This is a genomic window from Niastella sp. OAS944 (assembly GCA_024809215.1).
Lineage (GTDB): Bacteria > Bacteroidota > Bacteroidia > Chitinophagales > Chitinophagaceae > Niastella.
This window is the reverse complement of sequence record JANUBW010000001.1, coordinates 303,484-328,363: the sequence shown is the minus strand read 5'-3', so window position 1 is coordinate 328,363 and position 24,880 is coordinate 303,484. Positions and strand designations below refer to the sequence as shown.

General features: G+C 43.0%; 24 protein-coding genes. 11 read left to right on the top strand and 13 right to left on the bottom strand.

Going from position 1 to position 24,880, the window contains the following annotated elements; all coding sequences use genetic code 11:
- Positions 1–23 precede the first annotated feature (23 nt).
- A complete protein-coding gene (locus tag GGD38_RS01300) occupies positions 24–866 on the bottom strand; it encodes a dienelactone hydrolase family protein (protein ID WP_375299839.1) in 843 nt (280 codons plus the stop codon).
- A 7-nt stretch (positions 867–873) separates the two neighbouring features.
- Positions 874–1,695, bottom strand: a complete 822-nt coding sequence (locus tag GGD38_RS01295) for a class I SAM-dependent methyltransferase (protein WP_375299840.1) — start codon at positions 1,693–1,695, stop codon at positions 874–876.
- Here GGD38_RS01295 and GGD38_RS01290 point away from each other — a divergent pair.
- Positions 1,671–2,321, top strand: a complete 651-nt coding sequence (locus tag GGD38_RS01290) for an NADPH-dependent FMN reductase (RefSeq protein WP_375303762.1) — start codon at positions 1,671–1,673, stop codon at positions 2,319–2,321. The two genes, GGD38_RS01295 and GGD38_RS01290, sit on opposite strands and share 25 nt — an antisense overlap.
- A 34-nt stretch (positions 2,322–2,355) precedes the next feature.
- Here the strand turns inward: GGD38_RS01290 and GGD38_RS01285 are convergent, their stop codons facing one another.
- Entirely contained in the window at positions 2,356–4,230 is a 1,875-nt protein-coding gene (locus tag GGD38_RS01285) for a hypothetical protein (protein ID WP_375299842.1), read from the bottom strand.
- 203 nt (positions 4,231–4,433) lie between these two features.
- Here GGD38_RS01285 and prfB point away from each other — a divergent pair.
- Positions 4,434–5,535 (top strand): peptide chain release factor 2 gene (gene prfB / locus GGD38_RS01280; protein WP_375299843.1). Its coding sequence is split into 2 segments (ribosomal slippage): positions 4,434–4,493 and positions 4,495–5,535, totalling 1,101 coding nucleotides; the frame shifts between segments, so codons are not numbered across the junction.
- Positions 5,536–6,250: 715 nt separating this feature from the next.
- Here prfB and GGD38_RS01275 read toward each other — a convergent pair.
- Genes GGD38_RS01275 through GGD38_RS01265 form a run of 3 tightly spaced genes read right to left on the bottom strand, consistent with a single transcriptional unit; the run spans position 6,251 to position 9,733 of the window.
- Entirely contained in the window at positions 6,251–7,162 is a 912-nt protein-coding gene (locus GGD38_RS01275; protein WP_375299844.1) for a hypothetical protein, read from the bottom strand.
- 14 nt (positions 7,163–7,176) lie between these two features.
- Positions 7,177–8,448, bottom strand: a complete 1,272-nt coding sequence (locus tag GGD38_RS01270) for a hypothetical protein (protein ID WP_375299845.1) — start codon at positions 8,446–8,448, stop codon at positions 7,177–7,179.
- Positions 8,449–8,479: 31 nt separating this feature from the next.
- Positions 8,480–9,733, bottom strand: a complete 1,254-nt coding sequence (locus GGD38_RS01265) for a hypothetical protein (protein ID WP_375299846.1) — start codon at positions 9,731–9,733, stop codon at positions 8,480–8,482.
- A gap of 359 nt (positions 9,734–10,092) precedes the next feature.
- On the opposite strand from GGD38_RS01265, the gene pruA reads away from it, so the two are divergent.
- The gene (pruA, locus tag GGD38_RS01260; protein WP_375299847.1) at positions 10,093–11,724 is read left to right on the top strand and encodes an L-glutamate gamma-semialdehyde dehydrogenase; all 1,632 of its coding nucleotides are present in this window, start codon (positions 10,093–10,095) and stop codon (positions 11,722–11,724) included.
- Between the two features lie 91 nt (positions 11,725–11,815).
- Here pruA and GGD38_RS01255 read toward each other — a convergent pair whose 3' ends face one another.
- Entirely contained in the window at positions 11,816–12,364 is a 549-nt protein-coding gene (locus GGD38_RS01255; protein WP_375299848.1) for an outer membrane beta-barrel protein, read from the bottom strand.
- 421 nt (positions 12,365–12,785) lie between these two features.
- Here GGD38_RS01255 and GGD38_RS01250 point away from each other — a divergent pair, with 421 nt between their 5' ends.
- The 6 genes from GGD38_RS01250 to GGD38_RS01225 all read left to right on the top strand — a co-directional run bounded on the left by GGD38_RS01250 (position 12,786) and on the right by GGD38_RS01225 (position 16,343).
- Positions 12,786–13,277: a TM2 domain-containing protein gene (locus GGD38_RS01250; RefSeq protein WP_375299849.1), complete on the top strand. Its 492-nt coding sequence runs from the start codon at positions 12,786–12,788 to the stop codon at positions 13,275–13,277.
- Between the two features lie 60 nt (positions 13,278–13,337).
- The gene (locus tag GGD38_RS01245) at positions 13,338–13,667 is read left to right on the top strand and encodes a DUF2752 domain-containing protein (RefSeq protein ID WP_375299850.1); all 330 of its coding nucleotides are present in this window, start codon (positions 13,338–13,340) and stop codon (positions 13,665–13,667) included.
- 52 nt (positions 13,668–13,719) lie between these two features.
- Entirely contained in the window at positions 13,720–14,241 is a 522-nt protein-coding gene (pyrR, locus tag GGD38_RS01240; protein WP_375299851.1) for a bifunctional pyr operon transcriptional regulator/uracil phosphoribosyltransferase PyrR, read from the top strand.
- Positions 14,242–14,314: 73 nt separating this feature from the next.
- Positions 14,315–15,247: an aspartate carbamoyltransferase catalytic subunit gene (locus tag GGD38_RS01235; RefSeq protein ID WP_375299852.1), complete on the top strand. Its 933-nt coding sequence runs from the start codon at positions 14,315–14,317 to the stop codon at positions 15,245–15,247.
- Between the two features lie 172 nt (positions 15,248–15,419).
- Positions 15,420–15,884, top strand: coding sequence for a pantetheine-phosphate adenylyltransferase (gene coaD, locus GGD38_RS01230; RefSeq protein WP_375299853.1), 465 nt, complete (start codon positions 15,420–15,422; stop codon positions 15,882–15,884).
- Between the two features lie 30 nt (positions 15,885–15,914).
- On the top strand, positions 15,915–16,343 hold the full coding sequence (locus GGD38_RS01225; protein WP_375299854.1) for a hotdog fold thioesterase: 429 nt from the start codon (positions 15,915–15,917) through the stop codon (positions 16,341–16,343).
- On the opposite strand, the gene GGD38_RS01220 is transcribed toward GGD38_RS01225, so the two are convergent.
- Entirely contained in the window at positions 16,340–16,963 is a 624-nt protein-coding gene (locus GGD38_RS01220) for an NUDIX hydrolase (protein ID WP_375299855.1), read from the bottom strand. The two genes, GGD38_RS01225 and GGD38_RS01220, sit on opposite strands and share 4 nt — an antisense overlap.
- 62 nt (positions 16,964–17,025) lie before the next feature.
- Between GGD38_RS01220 and pyrE the strand changes: the two genes are divergently transcribed.
- Positions 17,026–17,667 carry an orotate phosphoribosyltransferase gene (pyrE, locus tag GGD38_RS01215; protein ID WP_375299856.1) on the top strand — a complete coding sequence of 214 codons (642 nt, stop codon included), beginning with the start codon at positions 17,026–17,028 and terminating at the stop codon, positions 17,665–17,667.
- A gap of 110 nt (positions 17,668–17,777) precedes the next feature.
- Here pyrE and GGD38_RS01210 read toward each other — a convergent pair whose 3' ends face one another.
- Both GGD38_RS01210 and GGD38_RS01205 read right to left on the bottom strand, forming a co-directional pair.
- Positions 17,778–18,134: a heavy-metal-associated domain-containing protein gene (locus tag GGD38_RS01210; RefSeq protein ID WP_375299857.1), complete on the bottom strand. Its 357-nt coding sequence runs from the start codon at positions 18,132–18,134 to the stop codon at positions 17,778–17,780.
- A gap of 780 nt (positions 18,135–18,914) precedes the next feature.
- On the bottom strand, positions 18,915–19,364 hold the full coding sequence (locus tag GGD38_RS01205) for an LEA type 2 family protein (RefSeq protein ID WP_375299858.1): 450 nt from the start codon (positions 19,362–19,364) through the stop codon (positions 18,915–18,917).
- A 293-nt stretch (positions 19,365–19,657) separates the two neighbouring features.
- Between GGD38_RS01205 and GGD38_RS01200 the strand changes: the two genes are divergently transcribed.
- Positions 19,658–20,281, top strand: a complete 624-nt coding sequence (locus GGD38_RS01200; RefSeq protein ID WP_375299859.1) for a WbqC family protein — start codon at positions 19,658–19,660, stop codon at positions 20,279–20,281.
- 1,231 nt (positions 20,282–21,512) lie between these two features.
- Here the strand turns inward: GGD38_RS01200 and GGD38_RS01195 are convergent.
- From GGD38_RS01195 to GGD38_RS01185, 3 genes are all read right to left on the bottom strand, one after another.
- Positions 21,513–23,369 carry a M56 family metallopeptidase gene (locus GGD38_RS01195; protein WP_375299860.1) on the bottom strand — a complete coding sequence of 619 codons (1,857 nt, stop codon included), beginning with the start codon at positions 23,367–23,369 and terminating at the stop codon, positions 21,513–21,515.
- An 8-nt stretch (positions 23,370–23,377) separates the two neighbouring features.
- Entirely contained in the window at positions 23,378–23,761 is a 384-nt protein-coding gene (locus GGD38_RS01190) for a BlaI/MecI/CopY family transcriptional regulator (protein WP_375299861.1), read from the bottom strand.
- Positions 23,762–23,853: 92 nt separating this feature from the next.
- Positions 23,854–24,738 (bottom strand): sterol desaturase family protein, encoded by an 885-nt coding sequence (locus tag GGD38_RS01185; RefSeq protein WP_375299862.1) that lies wholly within the window; start codon positions 24,736–24,738, stop codon positions 23,854–23,856.
- Positions 24,739–24,880 lie beyond the last annotated feature (142 nt).

The window sequence follows — 24,880 nt, the reverse complement described above, 5'->3', positions numbered from 1 at the left end:
TTCTTGCATAATTGCAGTATTGTTTACTTAAATATTCTATCAAAGAAAGCCTGCATGTCTTTCCAGCTTGCGCTATCGGCAGCGGCATTATAAGCAATGGGAATATTCCATTTTTTACCAACTTCTGTTGCTTTAGGATTGGTAAACGCATGTACCGCGCCGGGGTATGCTTTGAAAGTAAGATCGGCTTTAATGGAGTCCATTTGTTTTTGGAATTTCTCTACTTCGGCTTTAGGCACAAAAGGATCATCGGCGCCGTGGCATACCAATATCTTTGCTTTAAGCAGGTCTTTATTGGCAGGGGCGCCAATTAAACTGCCATGAAAGCTAACTACGCCTTTCAGGGGTTCGCCCAGGCGGGCTGCATTCAATACCATACCACCGCCAAAGCAATAACCAATAGCAGCCATTTTACCGGTATCGGTTTCACTGTAATTTTTCAAACTTGCCAATGCAGCCTGAATACGGGCCAGTGCTTTTTGTGGATTGGTATAAAACGGGGTGGCCATTTTACCGGCTACCGAAGGTGAATCGGTTGTTACGCCTTCGCCATACATATCCATGGCCATGGCTATATAACCCAGTTTAGCCAGTTCACGGGCGCGCATTTTGGGATAATCGTTCAAACCCCACCATTCAGGAATGATCAATATGGCCGGGCGTTTAACATCGCTGCTGCTATCGAAGGCAATATACCCTTTCATGGTAGTGCCATCGCCGCTGTAGCTGATGTTCTCTTCTTTAATACCGGGTTGTTTTGTTGCCGTTTCGGTTGGTTGCGTGGTTTGAGCCTGCTGCTGATCGTTACAGGCAAAAATAGCTGCTGTAAGAACGAACAGTAGTGCTAAGCGTGATGTGTATTTCATAATCATTTTAGTTGGATGTTGGCTGCGAAGTTACAAATATTCCACTCTCCAATACGCATGCCCCATCAATAAGGTTGCTATGCAGATTACGCATCTTATCTAAACCAACAAGCATATGCAACCCCAATGGCGGCAACCCTTTTTGTTCAATCCGGTTAAACAAATTATTAAAGAAGGCGATGCCTTTGGCGGTTTCATTTGTTATTTGAATGTTATTAAACCCGGCATCACGTAGTAAGGTATGTAGTTGCTGAGGTGTAATTAAAAAACTGATACTGTCATCGGGCGCCCACGGAACGGGATATTTCACCGGCATTTGCCCGTTGCTTAAAATGTCGTAATAAACAAAACGGCCGCCTGTTTTTAATACCCTTGCTATTTCGGCGTAAAATGTTTTTTTATCGGCAATGTTCATTTGAACATGTTCTGTAAATACTACGTCGAAGCTATTGTTCTCAAAGGGCAGGGAAAGTACGCTGCCATGCACAAACCGGGTTTTATGTTGTAAGCCCGTCAATTCCGAAAGCCTGGCAGCGGTGCGTATATAGTCTTCGGTTATATCAATGCCGGTAACATCACAGTCAAATTCATCGGCCAGTAAACGGCAGGTGCCACCCAGGCCACAACCGGCATCGAGAATATGCATACCGGGTTGCAAACCGGCGGCTGCTGCCAGTTCAAGCGATACCTGCTGTCCGCGTACATGAAACTCATCAATGGCGGTAATATCCTTTCTGGTGACTTTGTTGGCCGGCACCCCTGCATTGCTCAATGCATTCAGTATTGCCTCGTATAAGTTGTTATATGCGTAATGAGAAGGTATGGTCATGGGTTAACAAGTTACTGGTGTTTGCCCGGAATAAAAATTGCATTTTCACCATAAACAATCTTATGGGTGAACAAATTCATCTTCTTGGAATATCAGGCAGTCTTAGAAAAGGATCTTACAATACATACCTGTTACAAACCGCAATACAATTGGTGCCTGAAGGCGTTTCCATGGAAACCTTTAATATTGGTGAATTACCGCTATACAATGCCGACAAAGATATCCCGGCCGCTACAGAGCGCCCCGCCATTGTGCAACAATTCAGGGAGCTGGTGGCCAAAGCTGATGGATTGGTGATCTGTTCGCCCGAATATAATTATGGTATTCCCGGTGGGTTGAAGAACGCCATAGACTGGGCATCGCGGGGAAAGGATGCTCCGCTTATAAAAAAGCCCGTGGCCATTATGGGCGCCACCATTGGGTTATGGGGTACTGTGCGTATGCAGTTAGACTTTCATCATATTTTTCTCTACCTCGATATGCGGCCCGTGTATAAACCGGAAGTATTGATAGCTCAGGCGCAAAATAAGTTCAACGACAAAGGCGAGCTTACCGATGCAACTTCGCGCGACCTGGTAAAACAAAAACTGGAAGCGCTTGTCAGAAGCCTGAAGTCAGAAGCCTGAAGTCAGAAGAGTCTGTATTTTCCGACCTCCGACCTCATCGGCAGCTTTCACAATACAAAGGTCTTAACGCATCATACCTGAGCAATTGAAAACTGGCGCCGCCTTTATCTGTTGCGTTAAAGAAGCGGCAAAACCTAGGGCCATTGATATTTATGGCGTTTAAAGCCGCTTTTCTTACGGGGTCTGTAGCAAAAGATCCGGCATCAAACAATTTCAGGTTCAGGTAATAAAATAACAGGTCTTCATCTACATCGAGCTGATGCACCCTTGTTTCAATTAATTTTTCCGCCGCCAGCGAATGAGAATAATAACACAGGTACTTGGCAAGGGCCAGCATATCGGCATCGGTTAACTGTAATGACACATAGTTGCGATAGATATATTCAATCGTATTGTCTTTTGCCTGGTAATCGAGCTGGTCCATATACATGCCGCACATTACAATGTTGTAATTGATGAGCATGCGCTTTACCAGTGAAGGATCGATGCCGTATTGGGGAAGGTCATTTATGTATTTTAAAAAAACAGGTGCCTGTAGGTGGGTTGAATCGTATTGCCAGAAGCGGAAGTTTAGCACACAAATATTGTATTTTACTTTTCCATTCTCTGGCGCCAGCGCTTCAATTTCTTTCAGATCTTCCAGGGCCTCATATTCATATGTTATATTCAGTGATAGTTTATAAGAGACCTGGTTATTCATAAGATCGCTGAATATTTTTTCATTGGGTATTTCAAGCTGGTTAATGTATTGCTGTGGCAGTTTGCCGTTGGCCACCCGCTCAAAGATGGCATCCCGAATAATGGATGCCTGGGCCGGTTTTTTATTGGCAATGGCCTGTTTAAACCGGGTAAGCAAAGTATCGGCATTTGTTTTTTCGAGCCCTGTTCTTTTATTTAGGTAAATAGTGATAATTGCTTTGCGGTGGTTGCTGAGATAAGTTTCTACCTTCTCAAGTAATACTTTATCAAGTAGCTTTTTTTTGATCTCGATCTTACCTAAAGAGGCCAGTTCTTTAAACGGCGATTTGGCTATGTCATCGTAAAATTCGATCCAGTTCTCACCGGAAGTAATAGTTGTTTTTATTTCGGGCGATTGAAATTGTTGCAGGGCTTTAATAATGGATTGCGACCGTTGTTTTTGCAACTGGTTGTTTAACTGTGTGGCACCTTCCACAGAGGAATATGCCCGAATGGAAATTGATTTAATACTGTAATCTTTTAGTTGCAGCGAATCGTACAGCGGTTGCAGATCGCTGGTATTGTACGTGGTTTTTCCTTTTGAGAAGGGAATATTGAATTGTAGTTTTTTTGTATAGAAGTGTTGTGCTCTTTTCGTGATGTCGTCACTTAAGTCAACATTCAGCAATGTATCGGTATACAAACCCATTGGCAACAGGGCCCATTGAATACGATCAATGTCAACAAAGGAGGTGTAATCACAAACTACCCCGTTTTTGACAATTATGAGGTTACCTTCCAGTTCTTTTTTTGCCAGGCTGGGAGGAATATGGCCGATCTTTACCGTTACATGGCCCGGCGACATTTCCTTCATATTACTCTTAAGGTCGGCTGTATACACCGGGGGCAGCACAAAGCCCTTATTGACCGAATAGTTGTCGGGAAGGGTGGCCTGGCATCCAAACTGGTCTTTTGATACCAGGTCGGCCGTAACGCCGTCGTGGGCGCCTGTAAAGAGCTTGTTGAACCAGGTCTTGTCAGACATTGTAAAATATACATCACCGTTGGGGTACAGGTGAATTCCAAATAATACTTCCTTCGGCATATCATTGAGCATTTGCTCACAGACGGTGCAGGCCGCAGTTTGCCGGCCATCGTGTATGAATACCCTCGACTGGGCCATTGACGTTATAGACAGCGAAGTGCAAAAGAGTAGGGGTAGGAGGCGCATAGGGGCTGTTTGAACACTGTTGGTCGGAATTTGCCGGGAAAAGTTACAGGATGAGTTGATAAGTTGATAGAGGTAATAAAGGAAATGGTTTATCGATTTCCGGGCTGCACTTTTATGAGTCTGGAAATGAAAGGGAAGTCCGAAATACGGATAACCTTTATCAACCCTATCAACTTTTTAACTTTTCAACTTATATTTGCCCCATGACAATCGAAAAAATAAACGATATGAGGTCCCGCCTTGGTGGACTGAGGAGGTTTCTTTGACGTCGATAACCGACACTACAAAGTAAACGAAGAAAAAACACTTTCCTTTTCGCCCGGTTTTTGGGATGATAACAAACGGGCCACTGAAATTCTCAAAAGCATTAAGCTAAACGAATTCTGGATCAAACTATACGACCAGTCAAAGGCGTCGGTAGAGGATTTTGTTGTGCTGTTTGATTTCTGGAAAGCAGGTGAAGCCAGCGAAGAAGAAACCAAGGAGGCCTATGAACGGGCCTTGCAACAGCTCGATGAAGCCGAATTCAAAAGCACCCTTAACCAGCCGGAAGACGAACTGCCGGGCGTACTACAGATCAACAGCGGCGCCGGGGGTACCGAAAGTCAGGACTGGGCCGAAATGCTGGCACGTATGTACCGCATGTATGGTGAAAAACAGGGCTGGCAGGTTACTGAGCTCGACTGGCAGGAAGGCGATGGCGCAGGTATTAAAAGCGCTACGCTGCAGTTTGACGGACCGTTTGCTTATGGCTTTTTAAAGGCCGAGAGCGGCGTACACCGCCTGGTGCGTATTTCACCATTCGATAGCAATGCCCGCCGGCATACGTCGTTTGCCTCCATTTTTGTGTATCCGTTAGTTGATGACAGTATTGCTGTTGAAGTAAACCCCGCCGACCTGGAATGGGAGTTTTACCGAAGCGGTGGTAAAGGCGGACAGAACGTAAACAAGGTGGAAACGGCTGTGCGTTTAAAGCACCATCCAAGTGGTATTGTGGTAGAATGCCAGAAAGCCCGTACACAGGGCGAGAACCGCGAAATGGCGCTGCAAATGCTTAAGAGCCGTTTGTATGAAGAGGAGTTACGCCGTCGCGAGGCTTTAAAGAATGCTACCAATGCATCAAAAAAGAAGATAGAGTGGGGCAGCCAGATCCGCAGTTATGTATTCCATCCGTATAAAATGATCAAGGACCACCGTACCGATTTTGAAGTAGGTAATGTGCAGCCGGTTATGGATGGCGAGTTGGATGGGTTTATAAAGGCATACTTAATGATGGAAAAGGAAGCTGAAGCTGGCGGTTCATAAGTTGTTCAGTTATTCAGTTTGTAAGTTGAAAAGTTGATAAAGTTAATATAGTTGATAATGGTTTAAAACAAACAGGCCTTCCGGCTAACCGGAAGGCCTGTTTGTATAAGGTTGACAAGTTAACATGTTGACAGGTTAACAAGGTAAATACAATACAAAGCCTTCCGATTTATTGGAAGGCTTTGTTTGTAAGTAAGTTATTGTGGTATTTGCATAACGTAAGCGACGCAAAAAAACTGCTGCCTGGTTTATGAGTTACGAAAACAGTTATACCGCTGCACTGTAGGACCTCTATCAACTTCATCACCTCTATCAACTTTTCAACTTCACCCCTATTGAAACACTCCCTTTCCACCCCTTGTCAACTTGTTAACCTGTTAACTCGTCAACTGTATTCCCTCTATCAACTTCATCAACTATATCAACTTTTCAACCTCAACCCTACATACTAATAACACTCCCTATTCAACCTTGTCAACTCGTCAACCCGTCAACTACAAAATAAAACGGCCCGCGATGCATCGCGGGCCGTTTTATTTTGCGTATTCTCAGTACTGAGAACCCAGAAACTCATTACTGAGAACTCAGAAGTAATTTGCCTGCAGTTTCATAGATCAACTATGGTCTGCAGGCAAAATAATGAATACACCAATTAATATTTCCAAGAGTAATTTTTTAAACCAATCCGGCATTACTCATGTATATACTTCATTGATTACCTCATTGCAGTTTCGTTGCTGAGGCCTTGTGCATATAAAGAACCTGGTAATACGTTCCAGATCAAAGACACCATACGACGACGTTTGTCATCAGCTTTGTAATCTTTTACTCTGTCTGGGTAAGGTAACTCTTCACCTTTACCCATCCACTTAATGTCGTAGTTGATGAGTTTGGGGTTAGGAATCAAACCTTCGTTTATTTTGATAAGGTCAACCAGAAGGTTGGCAATAGATTTTGCTCTAAGTTCTGATAATTTTACGTTCAACTCCTGACGGGTTGGGTTGTTTGTTTTCATCTTTGCGAGCAGCGGAGAGTACAAAGGAGATTCCTTTGCGATCGGCGTTTCGTCAGAGAAACCATAACATACAATTACCGCCACGAACCTTTGTCTTGGGTGGTCACCAAAGAACTTGATGATACGTTGTACAATTGGCTCGATTGATTTTTTGGCCTCATCCTGTTTTTCAGGAGGAATACCAAAGCCACCGGCAGGGAAGAAGGTAGCTGTTTCAAATGATGAGAATGTTGAGATGTCATAAAGGTCGTTCAACGACTTCAGGTCAGTCAACGCACTCTGAATGATTACGTTTGTGCGTTCAGCGAACTGAAGGATCTCTTCTTTGGTACCGTTTTTTTCCAGTTGAGCCGCAACAGCAAGTTGAGTGTCGATTTTACGCTCAGACTCTTTCAGGTTGCGGATGATCTCCTTACCAATGTCAGGATCCACTTCATAATTCTTAACTTTTTCAACGGTCAACGCGATGGCGCGCTGAGCTTCTTTCTTGACTAACTCAAGAGTTTCTTGTGTGGTTTTCGTCAGGCTTTGGACTTGTTTGCTTGGGCCGCATGATATAGCCATGCCCAGCGTAAGTCCAGTTACAACCATGATTAATAGGCTACGAAGCATAAGAGTAAAGGTTTTTAATAAGCAGGACCAAACGTGACCTGCTCCTTTGGTTTACTAATTGGCTTTTTCGGATTGGTTCTTAAATGGATACTGGAAGTATCTATCTGACCTTTAACGCCAGACACGCGAATATATTCTCTTTCTTTAACATTTTCTTTCTTTTTTTGAGGCGCTGCCGGCTCAGAATATGCGTAAGAACTGTACGAATTGTAAGAATTACTATTCTCTTTTTTAGGCGTAATTTCTTTAACTGTTTCAATAACTGGTGAAGGATCAGTAGCTTGTGCGGTCACGTTTGTTTTGTTCTTCGCAGCCTTCGTAATTTCCGGATCCGATTCGGTTACCGGTGTCCATGAAACGGACGTAATATTCGCAGATGAAGGTAATTTTACTTTTAGTAGTTTTTCTATACTCTCATTTATCTCATTAATGTTGTCGTCTTTGATAAATGCGTACGACTTTATACCCATTTCATTGAACCATTTACTCCAGATGGTAGTAAGCAAATTGTATTCACCGGTCCAGTCGTCTTTTGGGTTTAATTCCAGCACTACAACCTTTAAGTTGGGGAATCTTTTGTTTACCGGCAGCAAACCATAGTCGCCTTCTTTAAAACGGGTGTTCCAGTCGGGTGCTTTTTTCAGGTTGTTGATGATCTGCGCGCAGGAAGTGTAACGGTTATTGCGTGAAGCGCGTCCGTTAAGGCTTTCAAAATCCATATATCCATCGGTGATGATGAATAGTGTATTTTGTGCATCTTTCTCCAGGTCATCCTGCAGGTCTTCGTTAAAGTACTTCCATATGTCGGCGCCCGCATAAGAGGTACTGTTATTGCTGATCACTGCTTTTTTGTAGATCTGGGGCAGATAAGTGTTGAAGTTCTTTTCCGTTTCTTCCAGCAGTTTGGCTTTTTGTTCGGGCTGGGCCGATGCCAGCTGAAGTCGAAGATTCCCGGCCATATTGTACACTTCGCTGGCGGTTGTGCGTTGCGGAGCTACCATTAACTTCAACTTATCGTTTACGGTAAAGTATAACCTGGTGGGATCTTTGGCATTCAGTTTTGATTTGAATGCTGCGTAGATCGATTGAATGACCTGTATGTCTTTGGGAACCTGTTGCTGGTCGTTATACAGGATTCGATCGCTAAGATCGAGCAACACAATGTAATTGTCTTTTGGCGGTGCGGATCCATCTTTTTTAGCATCCTTCACAGCCTCTTCGATTTCATTGCAGCCTGCCAGAGCCCAGGCGCACATGATGATTGCGGTGATGAGGTAACGTGCCATAACTCAAGGATAAAAGAAACCTATTATAAAATTATTTGAAATAAGACTCCTGAAATTCTTTCAGCTCTTTAATATAGGCGTCTGTTCGTTCATTGATCAGTTTGATCTGTTCTTCGCCTTTCTCGCGCCCATATAAAGTAGCCAGGTAACCGTTCCAACCGTCTCTGAAAAAATTGATGTTCTTTTCAATTGCATCAACCGGTAGAACCAGTCTGTCTTTTTCCTTGCTAAGGTCTTCCGCCCGTTGGGTGATTTGTTGTAACTCGGTTTCGTAGTACATCCGTTTTTCCTCCAGCTGCAGGATCTCATCTTGTAAACGGTTAATACGTTTGTAGCGTAGTTTCAGCTGGTTACGTTTGCTCCATTCCATCTGCATCAGGTAGTATACAGAGCTCCAGATGGCAAATACGCCAAAACCAAGGAATAGAACCAGATAAAATCGCGAATCGGCGAATACTGGAACTATCAGGGGCTTAAATTCATCACGGTTGAGTTTGATCAGGATCTCATTCACACCGGTATGAACTTGAAGGGCTAACAAAATGTCGCCAACAAAAACCAGGCTTAGCAATCCCCAAACAACTTTCTTGTATTTCATGCCTCTTTCCGAGAACAAGTGAATGGATGTTCCCAGGGCAAAGAAAATAGTGGGGAATACGATCAGGGGGGGGTAGTTAATTATAAGAGAGACCAGTCTTCGAAGGCTGGGTAACAACTGTATGTTTAGCCTTCCTTCCTGGAAAAGGGTCATTGGATTTACACCATTCAACGCAAAATCAGCTACACTCATGTAAAAGTATAACAAGTAAAATGAAAGTGCAACTAAAAGAAATAATAAAAATAAAAAAGTACCCCAACTAAAGCTGTTATATATCAAATTTTGACCAGGCGTTCGATGGGTATTTATTTCATCTAATTGATTCTTAAGCAAATTGATCTCAGTCTGTTTCATGGGCACCAGCCCCTTGGTAATATCGCGGCTGTTGTGAATTTCATCGGCCCTGCTCTTTACCTCATAATATTTTTCCAGTAATGTGTCAATCTGCTTTTGAATGCGGGTCTTTATTTCTTCGGTCTTGGGCAGCAATCGCATGGCATCCTGCTCAGATAGGATAGAACCGCTGCGAACTTTGTTTAACAGCCCTTTATAGGCTTCAATGCCGCCTTTATAAGTACCGGCCTGTTCAACGCCATAGGCGCGCATGTCTTTAACGACGATGTTCGACAGATCAGGCATATGATACCTGTTGCTATCGGTTAGTTTTGATTTTCCGGAGATGATCACTGATTAACGGTTGCGTTTTGAGGGTAAATGTTTCCAAATTTAATTTATTGCCCCATACAAAAACCGGTATGTGCGCACCCTGTGGATAAAAGCACAGCCTGGTTTTTATCCTACTTTATAATATTTTGTTTGTCAGTATTTTGATTGTTAGTGGGGCAATTTAGGTTACAAGTTGCAGGTTACAGGTTGCAGGGCGATTATTGCGGATTGCCGAAATAATTGCGGGCGTTCCGATTTTCAAGCCCCGAAACCTGGAACCTGAAACCTGCAACTATTCCTCATATCGGGATTGATACCCTTTTTGTTATTTATATAAATGAGCTAAATACTACCTTCGCAACCTCAAAAACACATGCATTATGGAATTCGGCTATTTTCACTATCCGCTGCCGGCAAACGAACCTGTTTTATCATACGCTCCCGGTTCACCCGAAAAAAAGCGGCTTAAGGAAGTACTGGCTCTTTTAAAAAGCGAAAAGGCTGATGTGCCTATGTACATTGGCGGGCTCGAAGTACGTACCAATAAAAAGGGAACCATGCACCCGCCGCATGAAATAAAACACGTGCTGGGGCATTATCATATCGGTGAAGAAAAACATGTAAAGCAGGCTATTGAAGCAGCCCTGGCCGCTCGCGAAAGCTGGGCTGCCATGAGTTGGGAAAGCCGCGCTCACATCTTTTTAAAAGCAGCTGATCTTATTGCTACCAAGTACCGCCCGTATATGAACGGTACTACTATGTTAGGCCAAAGTAAGAACGCTTACCAGGCTGAAATAGACAGCGCCTGCGAGCTTATTGATTTCCTGCGTTTCAATGTTCACTTCCTTAGCGAAATATACCGTCAGCAACCAATAAGCGGTGCCGGTATGCATAACAGATTGGAGTACCGCCCGCTCGAAGGTTTTGTGCTGGCTGTTACCCCTTTCAACTTTACTGCTATTGGCGGTAACCTGCCTACATCGGCGGCTATGTGTGGTAATGTAGTGGTTTGGAAACCGGCGCATACGCAGGTATACTCTGCGCAAATGTTCATGCGCATTTTAAAAGAAGCGGGTTTACCCGATGGTGTTATAAATCTTATTTACGTTGATGGACCCACGTTAGGTGAAGTATGTTTCAGTCATCCCGATTTTGCAGGTGTGCACTTTACGGGCTCAACCGGTGTGTTCAATAAAATGTGGGAAACCATTGGTAAGAACACAAATACATACAAATCGTATCCACGTATAGTAGGGGAAACGGGTGGTAAAGATTTTGTGCTGGCGCATAAAAGTGCCGACCCCGATCTGCTGGTAACAGCATTATTACGCGGCGCTTTTGAATTTCAGGGACAGAAATGTTCTGCTGCATCACGCGCTTATATTCCATCTAACATGGCAGAAGAAGTGAAGAAGAAGCTGATTGCCGGTATTGAAAGCTTTTCAATGGGCACTGTTGAGAACTTCAAAAACTTCATTAATGCCGTTATTGATGAAAAGAGCTTCGATAAAATTGAATCGTATATTGAAAATGCCCGCAACGATCACAAAGCAGTTCTTTGGGCAGGTGGCAAATGCGATAAAAAAGAAGGTTACTTTATTCAACCTACAGTAATCGAAGCAAAAGATCCCATGTATGTTACCATGTGCGAAGAGATCTTTGGGCCTGTATTAACGGTGTATGTATACAATGCCGATAAGTTTGAAGATACATTGGAGCTGGTGAATAAAACATCGCCTTATGCGCTTACAGGATCAATTATAGCGCAGGATAGAAGTGCGGTTGAACTGGCAACGGTAAAACTGCGTCATGCTGCCGGTAACTTTTATATCAATGATAAACCAACCGGTGCAGTTGTTGGGCAACAACCTTTTGGCGGCGCTCGTGCAAGTGGTACCAATGATAAAGCAGGTTCAATTTTAAACCTGTATCGCTGGTTGAGTGCAAGAACTGTAAAGGAAACGTTCAACGCTCCTGTTGATTATCGTTATCCATTCATGGGTGAAGAGTAGTTTTCAGTTATTAGTTTTTGGTTCACAGTTATAATAAACTAAAAAGCCCCGACTAATAGTCAGGGCTTTTTTATTGAAGATTGAAATAAGCTTATTTCTTTCCGCCGCCACCGAGGTGGATTTGGAAACCAATGTTAAGGCCGAAAGTGTTCCGTCTGTCACCAGCAATATTTTCATGCAAATCGCCGCCTTTAGAGTTGTAAAACAAAGCAAATTCCAGTGCTGTGTTTGGAGAAAGAAATATTGCAGGGCCTGCCGAAATTGTATACTGGTTACCGCTTTCTTTTTTATCTCCGCCTTCTTTGTCGAAGCCGTAAGAAGCGTCAGCAAAAACGTTTACTTTTTGAGCCGCATCCAGGAAATAGTAACGTACGAAAGGAGCTATGCCAAATGAAGTGTAAGCATCTTCAGCGCCTTTTGCTTTGTCGCTGGTGAAATTTAAACGTAAACCGCCAGCCAGTTTGTCGATAAAGAAATAACCGGCATTAGGGCTTACCCAAAATGAAGTAAGCTTTTCATCTCCTCTCTTGGAAGAATTGAATCCAGCATTACCACCAACCAAAAATTGGCCTTTGTTAACTTGAGCAAAAATTGCGTTGGAGCTAACAAGTAAGAAAGCAGCAAATAAAACCTTTTTCATTGTTTTAGTTTTTTACCAGGTGTTATAGTGATTTTTAACGGGCGTAAAAGTAGTGTCAAAAAGTTAAAAAAAAAGTAATGTGCAGTAAAATATTATTGTGTAGATAAGTATCATTTTTTTTGTTGATCATTCTCAACAATACTTCAAGCTAAGCGTTATGCGTACATAATAACTCATGATAGTTATAACAGCAACTTTATGACTACATGCATATACAAGTATATGTATGATGCATTACTTATACACTAAGAGTACACAATCGTGCTGTATAGTTATGATGGTATTTGGGTAAAAATATCGTGCAGTTATATTATCTCTTCTATCTGTTTTGTCACTTCAGTCGGCAAAAAGCGCAATTCATAACGCTTGCCATCTTCTATGATCTGCATCAGGATTTACTTTGTTGAAAACTCAGTTAATCATGAAGAAATGTTTAAAAACATTCACAGTACTTGCTGTGCTCGCAATTTCCTTTGTACTATTTTCTGCTGCCATTCCCGCTGGTAACACGTCTGAAGCGCCAACAAAAATGCAACAGGCTACGCAGGCATATAATAATGCTGCTGCTGATGGTAAAGTATCATACAAGGAATTAAAAGTTATTGCAGAAGATCTTAAAGGAAGCAAACTAACCTTTAAAGAAAAGGTTGCTTTAAAATTATTCGGTAAAAAGATTGCTTCAAAAACTATTGCCAACCCTGCTGCTGGTGAGAAGTCTCAAATTATTGCCGCTATTCTTTGTTTCTTTTTAGGTGGTATTGGTATTCATCGTTTTTATTTGGGGTATACCTGGCAGGGCATTGTTCAGATCTTTACTTTAGGTGGTTGTGGTGTTTGGGCCCTTATCGATTTTGTTCGCATTCTGTTGGGCGATCTTAAACCTAAAGATGCCGAGTACGATGTTACATTCTAGATCATTAAATGATTCACGAGGTTTCGATGCTGGCATCGGAACCTTTTAAATTTATTAGCCATGAACTTCAGATATTATTATACAGTTGGTAAACTGATATTGATCATAGCCACACCCATCTTATTATTGTTATTACCGGCCGGGTTTTTCGATGGGGGCGAATCGGTTTGTTTGTCGAAATTATTGTTGGATCGCGATTGCCCGGCCTGTGGGTTAACCCGGGGCTGTATGCATCTTATTCACTTCGACTGGGAAGAGGCTTATGCTTATAATATGATGTCGTTTTTAGCGTTGCCCATGGTTGGCATTGTTTGGGCGCAGTGGGGTTTAAAGGAATTCAGGATCTTTAAAGCGTTACAAAAAAGGAGGGTAGCCATGGCTGAGTGCTAGGAGGCTAGGGGAAAATCCCCTAATTTGCGTTTTTATTATCAAACTATTTTCCTTGAAGACGATTTTAAATGAACAGCAACTGGCAATTATAATCCGGCGGCTTAGTCACCAGGTTCTGGAGAATAATATTGATCTCGAAAACACGGTTTTTATTGGCATTCAGCCAAGGGGCATTTTTGTAAGCGACCAAATGATACAGGTAATACGCCAGCTGGTTTCGCCCGAAAAGGTGCAATATGGCAAGCTGGATATTACTTTTTATCGCGATGATGTGCGCAACCAGATCCATGTGCCCAACCATACCGATATACCCTTTAGTGTTGAAAATAAAAATGTGGTCCTGATAGATGACGTATTGTACACCGGCCGCACCATTCGTGCTGCGTTAGACGCCCTGTTAGATTTTGGGCGCCCCGCCAAGGTCGAACTTTGCGTGTTGATCGACCGCCGTTTTAGCCGGCAATTGCCTATTCAACCCGATTATACCGGCCGTTCCATCGATTCCATTGTGTCTCAAAAAGTAAAAGTTTTCTGGAAGGAACGTGATGGAAAGGAAGAAGTAGTTCTACTATAAAAAAGGACTGATTTGGACCTGTAAACCAGAAACAAGCAACTAATTTATTTTTCCCTTAATTTCGCTGCTTGAAATGCAACTTTCAGTTAAACATCTGCTCGGTATACGGGATCTTACCCGTCAGGACATTCAGATCATATTAGATACTGCGACCCAATTCAAGGAAGTTTTACAACGTCCTATTAAGAAGGTTCCTTCCTTACGGGATGTGACGATCGTGAATTTGTTTTTTGAGAATTCAACCCGTACAAGGATCTCTTTTGAGCTTGCTGAAAAGCGGCTGAGCGCAGATTCCATCAATTTTACGGCCAGTGCCTCCTCTGTTTCAAAGGGTGAAACCCTGCTGGATACCGTGAATAATATTTTGTCAATGAAGGTAGATATGGTGGTTATGCGGCACAGTGCCAGCGGCGCCCCACACTTTCTGGCAAAACATATTCCGGCAGCCATCGTAAACGCGGGCGACGGCATAAATGAGCACCCCACCCAGGGTTTGCTCGATGCTTTTTCTATGCGCGAGAAGCTGGGACGCCTCGAAGGCCTCAAAGTGGCCATCATTGGCGATGTTATGCACTCGCGGGTGGCCATGAGCAATATTTACCTGCTCAAAAAAATGGGTGCAGAGGTAACAGTGGCCGGTCCGCCAACACTTATTCCCAAGTACATGCAGGAGGCTTTCGATATCAGGGTTGAATACAACCTGAAAAAGGCCCTGGAGTGGTGCGATGTAGCCAATGTTCTGCGCATTCAGCTGGAGCGTCAGAACCAGGTATTGTTCTCTTCCCTGCGCGAATACAGCCTGGCTTACGGCATAAACAAGCGGTTACTCGATAGCCTGAACAAAAAGATAGTGATCATGCACCCCGGCCCCATCAATAGAGGTGTGGAACTGGATAGTGATGCTGCCGACAGCAACCAGAGTATCATTTTGAACCAGGTAGAAAATGGAGTAGCTGTACGTATGGCCGCATTGTACCTGCTGTCTGGTGGACGGGAAATGAATTAGTTTCCGGTTCCCTGTTACCAGGCCTTGAACGTCGAACAGTTTGCTAGTAATCGGACTCTCGAAATTTTTTGCCCGGCAACTGGAGGCCCGGTAACTGGTACCTGTAACATGTAACTTGAAACAGTTTCTTGAAACCGAATACTGTCCTCTTTATTCATATTAATCTTTACTCATGCAACGTATCGCCCTATTCCCCGGTACCTTCGATCCTATTACTATAGGTCATCTCGATATCATTCATCGAGCGCTTCCTGTATTTGATAAACTGGTTATTGGTATCGGCCGCAATGCAAACAAATTGGCTATGTTCTCTGAAGAACAGCGAATGAAATGGATACGGGAAATATTCGGCGATAACCCAAAGGTTAGCGTAGTGGTATATGAAGGGCTTACCGTGGAATGCTGCCGTAAGGTAGGCGCTAATTTTATAGTGCGGGGTATTCGATATGTAAATGATTTTGAATACGAAAAGGCCATTGCCGATATGAACCGCAGCCTGGATAAGGATATTGAGACTGTATTTCTTACCTGTTTACCCCAATACACTTCAGTGGCATCAACCCTGGTAAGAGATGTGATACGCAATGGCGGTAATGCCCGGCAGTTCTTACCCGATGCGGTAGCAAAAGATATCTAATACCAATTAGCCAATTATCACATTAACCATATGATCTGGCATAAAAAAGACCTGCTTTTGCAGGAAATTATTCACCTGGGAAAGGAAACCATGGGTGAACATATTGGTATTGCTTTCACCGAAGTGGGGGCCGATTTTATTAAAGCAAGCATGCCGGTCGATGCCCGCACCCGCCAGCCCTATGGCCTGTTACATGGCGGCGCCTCCTGTGTACTGGCCGAAACCCTGGGCAGTGTAGCTTCTGCACTGGTAATTGACCCCGAAAAATTCATTTGTGTTGGGCTTGAGATCAATGCCAACCATGTTCGCGGGGTACGCGAGGGGCATGTTACAGGCATAGCCACCCCCTTACACCTCGGCGCATCTACCCATGTTTGGGACATAAAGATCCACGACGAGCGCGATAAGCTGGTGTGTGTCAGTCGTTTAACTGTAGCTATTCTGAAAAAGCTTAGTTAATAACCTGCTGCCTTTAATACATCATGGATGGCACCAAAAGTGTTAGAAGTATACTTTTCAATATTATCTGGCGAACCCCATTCAATTTTTGTGATCTGCTCAACGGTTTGGGGCGTTAAAGCCTGGTTTTTAGATGCGGAAAGCAGGTACCAGGCCGTTTCTTTTAGTATATGATGCCCGCTATCATCGTACGTATGCCAGGTGGTAACCAGGTGTTTTTTTAGTTCAACTTGCTGTAAACCAGTTTCTTCCTGAATTTCCCGCACCGCGCATTCTTCAATGGTCTCTCCATCGTCGAGTTTTCCTTTTGGCAGGTCCCATTTACCCCGTCTGAAGATAAACAACAGCTCATTCGCTTCGTTTTTTACCAGGCCACCACCTGCTTTTATCAAAATAAACTTTTTCCAGAATGCTTTTTGGAGTTCTTCCACATTATTATGCAGGTAAATACCGGCATGTACTTTCTCCTGTCGCATTTCATGTATCATGGAATTGATGCCGCCATGCGAAAATTCATCTATCAAAACCGCATCATCGTGATGGGCGAAAGGTTCAATTTCGGGAGTAATTGAGTCGGTAAGGAACAATGGTTTCTCGTTAAAGTATATCTTTATGTGCATAACTTATTTTCAGTTTTCAGGTATCAAAGGTCAATTTCGCCGCAAATAACTTAATCAATAATATGTCTTCGAACGAAAAGGCTGTAGCCGAAAAGTTATTACAAAGTAATGCTATTAAATTAAATCCATCGCAACCCTTTACCTGGGCATCGGGATGGAAGAGCCCCATCTATTGCGATAACCGCCGGGTGTTGTCATTTCCCTTTATTCGCGATTTCATAAAGTCGGAAATGTGTAATGTGATCTTCCAGGATTTTCCCGAAGCGGAACTGCTTGCCGGCGTGGCAACTGCAGGAATTCCCTGGGGAGCCATGGCCGCCGACCAGCTGAAACTACCTTATATATATGTGCGCCCAAAACCAAAAGAGCACGGTTTGGGCAATCAAATTGAAGGGTATTATGAGGCCAAACAAAAAGTGGTGATCATCGAAGATCTGATCTCAACCGGAAAAAGTAGTCTGCAAGTGGTGGATGTTGTGAAGGCTGCCGGACTGGAAGTGCTGGGAATGGTGTCGATTTTTACCTACGGTTTTTCGGTGGCAACCGAGAATTTTGCCAAGGCCGGGGTGCCATTTATTTCACTTACCAACTACGGAAGTCTTATTGAACTGGCTGTTGAAAAAGGAATAGTTTCTGCCGATCAACAGGAAATTTTAATGGAATGGCGTAAGGATCCTTCTAATTGGACCGGGTTAAAAAGCTAAAAAATGACCACTTAACTAGTTAACTCGTCAACTCGTTAACCTGAATCATATTTATAAAAAAATCCCGCTTTTGGCGGGATTTTTTTATATGCAATTATTAATAATAAGAACTAATTTCCGCCACCATCTTCTGTCTTTTTGCAGCACTTGGGCAGTTTTTTATATGCCTCATCATCTGCCTTTACATCGTCAGCATCATACCCCGCGTTGGCGATTGCTGTCTTAATATTTTCCACGTTTGTACGCTCGGCAACATAGGTAACTTTAGTAACATGCTTCTTAAAATCTACGTTCGATTTTTGAACTCCATCTTCGCGCTTCAGGTACTCTTCAATGCGTTTTTTGCAACTTTCGCATTGTACGGTTGGGGTTTGAATGGTAACGGTTTTAACCCCTTTTTGAGCCTGTGCAGAGGCGAAGGTGGTAATTCCAATAACCGCAAATAACAGGAAAAGTAATTTCTTCATACCACTTGTTTTCTCAAATGTAATTATTCTGAGGCATCATTTTCGTTAATTTTTTATCGCCAACTCCAGTCAAAAATTGATCAGCCTTCACCCGAAAAATACGATCAGATAGAAAGTAATTTCTGCTCGTAAGTACACTGTGTAACAAAATTGCAAACACCTGTTTTTGCCGTTTTTTGAAAATGGTGATGGAAAACTTCGACCGACAATGTGACACCAAAATTCAAAAATTGCATATTCCATTTTGGCGATCACTTGTAATTCGGATGATCGAAAATGAAAGAAAATAGATGATCCCGGCAATGCTTTTTAGACCAACTGCTGAAAATTGGACCAGCCATTTTTGACCCAACCGGCAAAATATATTGAACGAAAATGGAGGTTTGGTGGCCGGCGGGCCGGAGAGTAGTGTGGTGCTTTTTTTCAAAATTGGATGGTCGATTTTCAAAAAATTGGTGGTTTGCCAGTCACCGGATCTTGGAGCTCCGGTTGTACTTTTTTTAAAAATGGTCAATTGGTGGGGTGGAGTAGTGACCTGTTATTTGAGCTCATAACATCGAAATTTTTAATGTTACGACCAGGCGATTTTTGCCGGCTAACCAAAATAATATAGTCCATCCTTAAGATGGACTGCCTTTTTTTAAAAATTTTTTGAGAAAATTTTTCGTCCGGCTGCCGGCTCCAAATCCTGGAAAATTGGTTTTGGGATTTTCGTGTGAAGTGAAAAATTCCAAAATATGGAATTTCGATTTTACATAAAAAGAGTCGCTTTGGCGACCCCTAAAATTTGATCTTTTGCATTCCGTCGTACCTGATGGGATAATTTATAAACATACCGCCGCGACCAATTTTTGCACTTCCATCCAGTTTTATATGTACACTATCTGTACCTCCTGCCAGGGTTTGGATCAACCCGATTGCGGTATTATTCATGTCCACTTTTAAGATCACCGGCAACAAAAAAGTATCCTTTTTGGGAATTTGAATGGTTGAATCAATAGTCGTTTTTCCAAAATAATTATGGTTGGCATACACGTCAACCGACCCTCTTTTTATGGTCACCGGGAACTTGTTAGGATTGTAAAATTCCACATCTGCTCCAACCGTCGATTCCTTCAACCCAAACTTGAGCACCTTAAAATTTTTCACACCCAGGTAATCAAAACCGGTTGGCTTGGCGCACCCAATCGCCAGCAGGGGTAGGAGCACCCACCAGGTTACTTTTCGCATGTCAATGATTTTTAGGCCACAATGTACCGGATAAATTTTATGGACCAAAAAAGGGATTGTACTTTAGGTTTTTCTTTGCTAAGAACTTTAGGTTTAGATGCCTCAAAATTGAAAAAAATGACGAAAAATTGGTACCAGTATTTTTAGTAGTCATTAATTGAAATAAAACTTTAATTATTAGATAAATATATGTTTTAACTACAATTAAAATGGCAAATTTTTAGACCATAAAATGGTTGTTTTTCACCCATTTTTGGCCAATCTTAAACAAAAAATGGGAAAAGTTTAGTTTTATGAAATTAATAGTTGAAAGTCAGTATTTTCCGAGTGTTACCTTACTAAAAAAGTCAATTGAATTGTTAAATATCAATTTTGATATATATGAACCCTGGCGTAAAATGAGCTTTCGAAACCGGTGTGTGGTAGTTGGTTCGCACGGTGCTATCAATTTGAGCATTCCGGTGCTTGAAGGCCGGGAGCAGAAAAAGCCGATGAAGGAAGTTTTGATCGATAACCGGAAACCCTGGCAATCGCAACATTGGAAAACCATTACCTCCTGTTACAAGCGGTCGCCCTGGTTCGACTTTTTTGAACCGGAGTTGGACCAGCTTTTTCGGCAGCCGGTTGAGGTGTTGCATGACTGGAACCGGACCTGTTTTGAATGGGTGGTTAGGAAATTAGGGTTGCCGATCTATGTAGATAATTCGCAATATGTTCCGGGTGAAAATGAAGGTTTGGGCGAGGTGGATTGGCGGAACAAACTGACCCCAAAAACACTTCAAACCGACTTTCCAAATCCGGTTAAGTACCACCAGGTTTTTGAAGATCGCATAGGGTTTATTCCTCATGTGTCGATTTTAGACCTGCTGTTTTGCGAAGGAAAAAATGCCAAAAGAATACTGACCCTGAACGCTTAATAGGGTGCTTTTAAGGGAAAAATTCCAAAAATTGGAATTGGGAAAAATGGTCGTTTATAGTGTAGTGATCCCATCTCGATTTTGATGAATGGCGCTGGCAGCGATATTTTTTTAAATTTTGTTTTAATCTTTTAGGGATTTGTTGCAGCAACTTTAGATGTTTCGATGTCTAGGAAATATCAGTTAGTCACGTACTTGGGTGTGAGAATTTTGGAATAAAGGAAATGGAGAGAGCGGTTGTACATTGATCTAAAATTCGCCAAAAGTAACCGACGGACAAGCCACCGGTTTTTGACAATGATTGAATGATTTGTTTGATATGTTTTCCGCCCGAAAGGGAGGATCCTAATAAAAAAATTTGAGGGTTTTTAACCCCGATCTATTTTGGTAATGTCTGCGTAACCAATACCAACTGCGAACAACAAATCCCGCCAAAAGCGGGATTTTGTTTTTTATAAATATGCCTCAAGAGTCCTCTTAATACAGCTTCCGGAACCATTAATTATCAGTTGAATAGTTCTGCCATAAAGTCACTAAATCATCAACTCACCCACTTTTACGGCCAACCCTGCTTCGTAGTTTTATTGCTATATATTCTTTCCAAACTTTTTAAAAAGTATGAATAAGTATTTGTCTTTAAGGCTTGCTTAGTAGTTTTCCGTTCGTAGCTTTAGCACGTGATTTTGTTGTCTTTAATCCGGCCCAAATGGAAACTGGTAGGTGATTTTCCAGCCAGTTACCGCCCAGCCAACTTTATCCATTGCACATGATTCAGTCCCACATTTCCTGCCTTATATAAGGCCGGCGCTTTTGTCGGCCTTGCAGGATACTCTTCCTGGTTTCCCGTTTTTTGCAATTTTACTGTTTTATTTTTGCAATACTTGCAAGATGAATAGCCGCCAACTTTCATTAGATCCTGAAACTTGAACCGCTTTTTGCATGATTTTTTTGTCCCCAAAAGGAGGGGGATAAGATGATCACAACCAGCCCAGCAACAAGGTTAATGATGACCTTTGAAGACGTTTGGATGGTGGAATTTGCGGGAAGATATTGTTGACCGGACGAGGAAATGGAGGGCTGTTTAGAGAGGTATTATTCGAACTTAGTAAAATGAAATCCAGAGATCAAAAAGATGTATTTGATATTTATATATATAAATTTTAGATAAGGTTATGGTGAGGTAGGGACAAAAAAAATCCACCCGCCAGCTGGCGGGTGGAGGTCTGATATTTTAGATTTGAACGATCTTCTTTTTTCTGACGGTGGTACCGGTACCTGTCTTTTTCTTTTCCTCTTCCAGTTTTTTAAGCTCCTCATGTTGCTGCAACCGGTCGATCAAAATTTGCTGTTGGGCCTGTTTTAATCTTTCCTGTTTTATGGCGCGGTCGCGTTGATAGTTGCTTAACTGCACCGTGTACGCATTGCGAATTGTTTGAATTTGGTTGTTGGCTTCGGCGAGGGCGCTCTCAGTTTCTTCCTCCATTTTCTTCCAGTCAATTTGCGCCATGGCCTTTTCTATTTCAAGTTGAACCTGTGCAATATTTACTTTCATGCCCTGGGCTTTCAGCTTTTCTTCCAGCTTTTTCCAGTCCATTTGCTGTAACGCCTGCATTGAGCGGTCCATGCTTTGTTTGGCTTTTAGGTCGCTTTTAGACAATATATATTTCTTGGGCAGGGTAGTGTCTTCAACTGCCTGAAAGTAAAAACTGCTGCCAGGAACGTAGGGATAAACGTCCTGCGCCAGGGGCTGCTGAGGGGCCGGTTCGCTGGCCTGGGGTAGTGAGTAATCAACAGCCGCAACATTACTTACAAAGGCCATTTCCTCTGGCAATTCTTCCAGGCGTTTGGTGAGCGCTGCCAGCCTTGCGTCGGTGGTAAGTTCAATGATCTGCTCCAGTTTTTTGAGCGGGTCTTTGATCTCGGTTGAATCTTTTTTGCAGGTTGACCGTACTGTTTTTTCAGCCAGGGCTGTTACCGCCTCGGCCACCGGTTCGGCAATGGATGCCTGAATATCGGGGGTAGCAAAAGCCTGGAAGGCTTCAGTACTTACAGGCTGTTCACGAACCAGGTCGAGCCTTTTTATGATCACATTGCCCGGGTTGTACCAGCCTATAAAGGCAATAAGCAGGGTCGAAAGCAGGTAGGCTATCAACCTTTGGCTAAATGGGTTGCCAACCTGTTCATTGCCCAAAATGCGTTTTACCCGGTTCAATAAAAAGTGTTTGTCTTTTCCTGTAGCTGCCAGTGCTAATGCATTGGTATTGATTCGGTTCTGCTCTAAAGAAAGTAATGCGCGGGCATAGGTTGCGGGTTCGTAACAGAACTGCAAAACCATGTCGTCGCAGCAATTTTCCCGCTCTTTGCGAATGATGTTGGTGAGCAGGCGCGAGAACGGGTTAAAGAACAGGATCACATCAATACAGGCTATGAGGAGGTTCACCAGGTAATCGTTCCGGCGAATATGGTTCAGCTCATGTAATATGATAGCTTCTGCCTGTTTTAGCGACAAGTGGTTTACCGCTGCCACAGGTAATAAGATCACCGGTTTAATTATACCCAGGGTTACCGGGGTGTCAACCAGCGATGAAAGCCAGATATAAACTTTCTTTTTAATGCCCATGTGTTGTACAGCCTGCTGCAAAAAGATCCTCCACTCGGGATCGGCTTTTTGCAAACCGGTGGTAAACAGGCGTTGCGTATGGCGGTATTGAAAATAAAATCGAACGAAGAGGAAGGCGGCCGCCAGTAAATAGGTGAGCGACAAAAAGGGCAGCGCCGGTTCAAACCATTGGCTTATTACACCTGGCCAGAAGCCGGTTGTAAGGGCCGGGTCGTTCTCAAAATAAACCGTTATTATCTGTGGACCGTTGGCGGCTTTGTACAGGTTAATGGCCAGGGTGGCCAGAAACCAAAGTGAACCGCCGGTAAGAGATAAAAGGGCAATCGCGTGCCGTTGACGGGATAGCAACTTTTTTCCGCCCATGGTTAATGCCAGGTACACAAGCCACAACAACGCCATTTGCCATAAGCTGTTCAGTAATGCCCATCCCAATGCTTTAAGGAAAGCAGATTGGTACAACAAGTTCATGGATTACTTTATTGTTTTTTCAGGTTGTCGAGAATTTTTTGGATCTCCTCCAACTCTTCGGCGGATGCTTTATGGTTACCCAGGGCCTGCATAACCAGTTCGCCGGGTGAACCACCAAAGACAGTATCGATCATCTTATTCAAAAGATGCTTTTGGGTTTTTTCTTTGCTTACCGAAGCCTGGTAAATATGCGTTTTGATAGAATCATCGCGTTTAACCAGTCCTTTTTCGTGCATGATCTGCATAAGTTTCAGGGTTGTTGTGTAGCCAGCTTCCTTGGTTTGCAGCAATTCTTCATGTACTTCACGAACGCTGGCATTACCCTTTTTCCATAGGATCTGCAGTATTTCCAACTCACTTTCTGTGGGTTTTATAGTTTTTGTAGTAGCCATAGTGGGACAACATTTGACACAAATTACGATAAATTTCGTAAGGTTTTGTTAATACAATTTAATTAACACGAAGAATTTCGTGGATGGTAATATTATGGGCGGTTGCCGGGAGGGATGAATTCTTCATTCCTCATTTCCTTCGTCGTTTTACTACTTCCATCATGGCTCCAGCCGGGCGGGCGGAAAATATAATTGATACCGTTTCGAATGGAGTGCGACCGCAAGGCCTGGCTAAACATATCGCCCCATTCTTTAAACGCTATTCGTACAGGGTTATAGCTTTCAATGTTTTTCGTGAGCCCATAAACGGGCCGTTCTTCTTCGGGCTGAAAGGTGCCAAACAGCCGGTCCCAGATAATAAGTATTCCGCCATGGTTCTTATCAAGATACTTCAAATTGCTGCCATGGTGCACCCGGTGATGCGAAGGCGTATTGAATATAAATTCAATAGGGTGGGGCAAAAGATGAATGGCCTCGGTATGGATCCAAAACTGGTATATAAGGCTGATCTGTTGCATCAGCATTACCACAATGGGATGAAAACCCAGGAAGGGCATCCACATCCAAAAAACAAAACTGCCGGTGAGGTTGCCCGTCCAGGTTTGCCGCAGGGCGGTAGACAGGTTATACCGTTGTGATGAATGATGCACCACATGCGAAGCCCAAAACCAGCGCATATTATGAGAAACGTAATGGAACCAGTAGTAAGAGAAGTCATCGGCGAAGAAGGCCAGCAGCCACATCCACCAGGTAAAAGGAAGCGTGAATAACCGAAACTTATATACCAGCACAAAGGCGCCAAAAACCACCAGCTTCGACACAAAGCCCGATATTACGTTGCCTATTCCCATTGCCAGGCTGCTAAAAGTATCTTTCACTTCATAGAATTCCTTTTGTTCCTTCCACGAATACCATGCTTCAAGCAGCAACAATAGTACAAAACCGGGTATTGCAAAATATAGGATCTCAGGGGCCATAGGCAAGCAGTTTAACGGAGCACAATACTTGACAAAAGTAGATTTTTTTCTACATCCGCTTTTACTCAGCATCTTGTGTTACAAATTTTAACATGGTATAATAGATGTAATTAGTCGATTGGCACATATAAAACGTTAATTT

What these genes read in the sequence shown, in the direction of transcription:
- GGD38_RS01200 (WP_375299859.1), top strand. Translation starts at nt 19,658, where the DNA reads ATGAAATTAATAGTTGAAAGTCAGTATTTTCCGAGTGTTACCTTACTA.
- pyrE (WP_375299856.1), top strand. Translation starts at nt 17,026, where the DNA reads ATGTCTTCGAACGAAAAGGCTGTAGCCGAAAAGTTATTACAAAGTAAT.
- GGD38_RS01295 (WP_375299840.1), bottom strand. Translation starts at nt 1,695, where the DNA reads ATGACCATACCTTCTCATTACGCATATAACAACTTATACGAGGCAATA.
- GGD38_RS01190 (WP_375299861.1), bottom strand. Translation starts at nt 23,761, where the DNA reads ATGGCTACTACAAAAACTATAAAACCCACAGAAAGTGAGTTGGAAATA.
- GGD38_RS01250 (WP_375299849.1), top strand. Translation starts at nt 12,786, where the DNA reads ATGAAGAAATGTTTAAAAACATTCACAGTACTTGCTGTGCTCGCAATT.
- GGD38_RS01270 (WP_375299845.1), bottom strand. Translation starts at nt 8,448, where the DNA reads ATGGCACGTTACCTCATCACCGCAATCATCATGTGCGCCTGGGCTCTG.
- GGD38_RS01300 (WP_375299839.1), bottom strand. Translation starts at nt 866, where the DNA reads ATGAAATACACATCACGCTTAGCACTACTGTTCGTTCTTACAGCAGCT.
- GGD38_RS01275 (WP_375299844.1), bottom strand. Translation starts at nt 7,162, where the DNA reads ATGCTTCGTAGCCTATTAATCATGGTTGTAACTGGACTTACGCTGGGC.
- GGD38_RS01205 (WP_375299858.1), bottom strand. Translation starts at nt 19,364, where the DNA reads ATGCGAAAAGTAACCTGGTGGGTGCTCCTACCCCTGCTGGCGATTGGG.
- GGD38_RS01210 (WP_375299857.1), bottom strand. Translation starts at nt 18,134, where the DNA reads ATGAAGAAATTACTTTTCCTGTTATTTGCGGTTATTGGAATTACCACC.
- GGD38_RS01285 (WP_375299842.1), bottom strand. Translation starts at nt 4,230, where the DNA reads ATGCGCCTCCTACCCCTACTCTTTTGCACTTCGCTGTCTATAACGTCA.
- coaD (WP_375299853.1), top strand. Translation starts at nt 15,420, where the DNA reads ATGCAACGTATCGCCCTATTCCCCGGTACCTTCGATCCTATTACTATA.
- pruA (WP_375299847.1), top strand. Translation starts at nt 10,093, where the DNA reads ATGGAATTCGGCTATTTTCACTATCCGCTGCCGGCAAACGAACCTGTT.
- GGD38_RS01255 (WP_375299848.1), bottom strand. Translation starts at nt 12,364, where the DNA reads ATGAAAAAGGTTTTATTTGCTGCTTTCTTACTTGTTAGCTCCAACGCA.
- GGD38_RS01245 (WP_375299850.1), top strand. Translation starts at nt 13,338, where the DNA reads ATGAACTTCAGATATTATTATACAGTTGGTAAACTGATATTGATCATA.
- GGD38_RS01235 (WP_375299852.1), top strand. Translation starts at nt 14,315, where the DNA reads ATGCAACTTTCAGTTAAACATCTGCTCGGTATACGGGATCTTACCCGT.
- GGD38_RS01185 (WP_375299862.1), bottom strand. Translation starts at nt 24,738, where the DNA reads ATGGCCCCTGAGATCCTATATTTTGCAATACCCGGTTTTGTACTATTG.
- GGD38_RS01220 (WP_375299855.1), bottom strand. Translation starts at nt 16,963, where the DNA reads ATGCACATAAAGATATACTTTAACGAGAAACCATTGTTCCTTACCGAC.
- GGD38_RS01290 (WP_375303762.1), top strand. Translation starts at nt 1,671, where the DNA reads ATGCGTAATGAGAAGGTATGGTCATGGGTTAACAAGTTACTGGTGTTT.
- GGD38_RS01195 (WP_375299860.1), bottom strand. Translation starts at nt 23,369, where the DNA reads ATGAACTTGTTGTACCAATCTGCTTTCCTTAAAGCATTGGGATGGGCA.
- GGD38_RS01225 (WP_375299854.1), top strand. Translation starts at nt 15,915, where the DNA reads ATGATCTGGCATAAAAAAGACCTGCTTTTGCAGGAAATTATTCACCTG.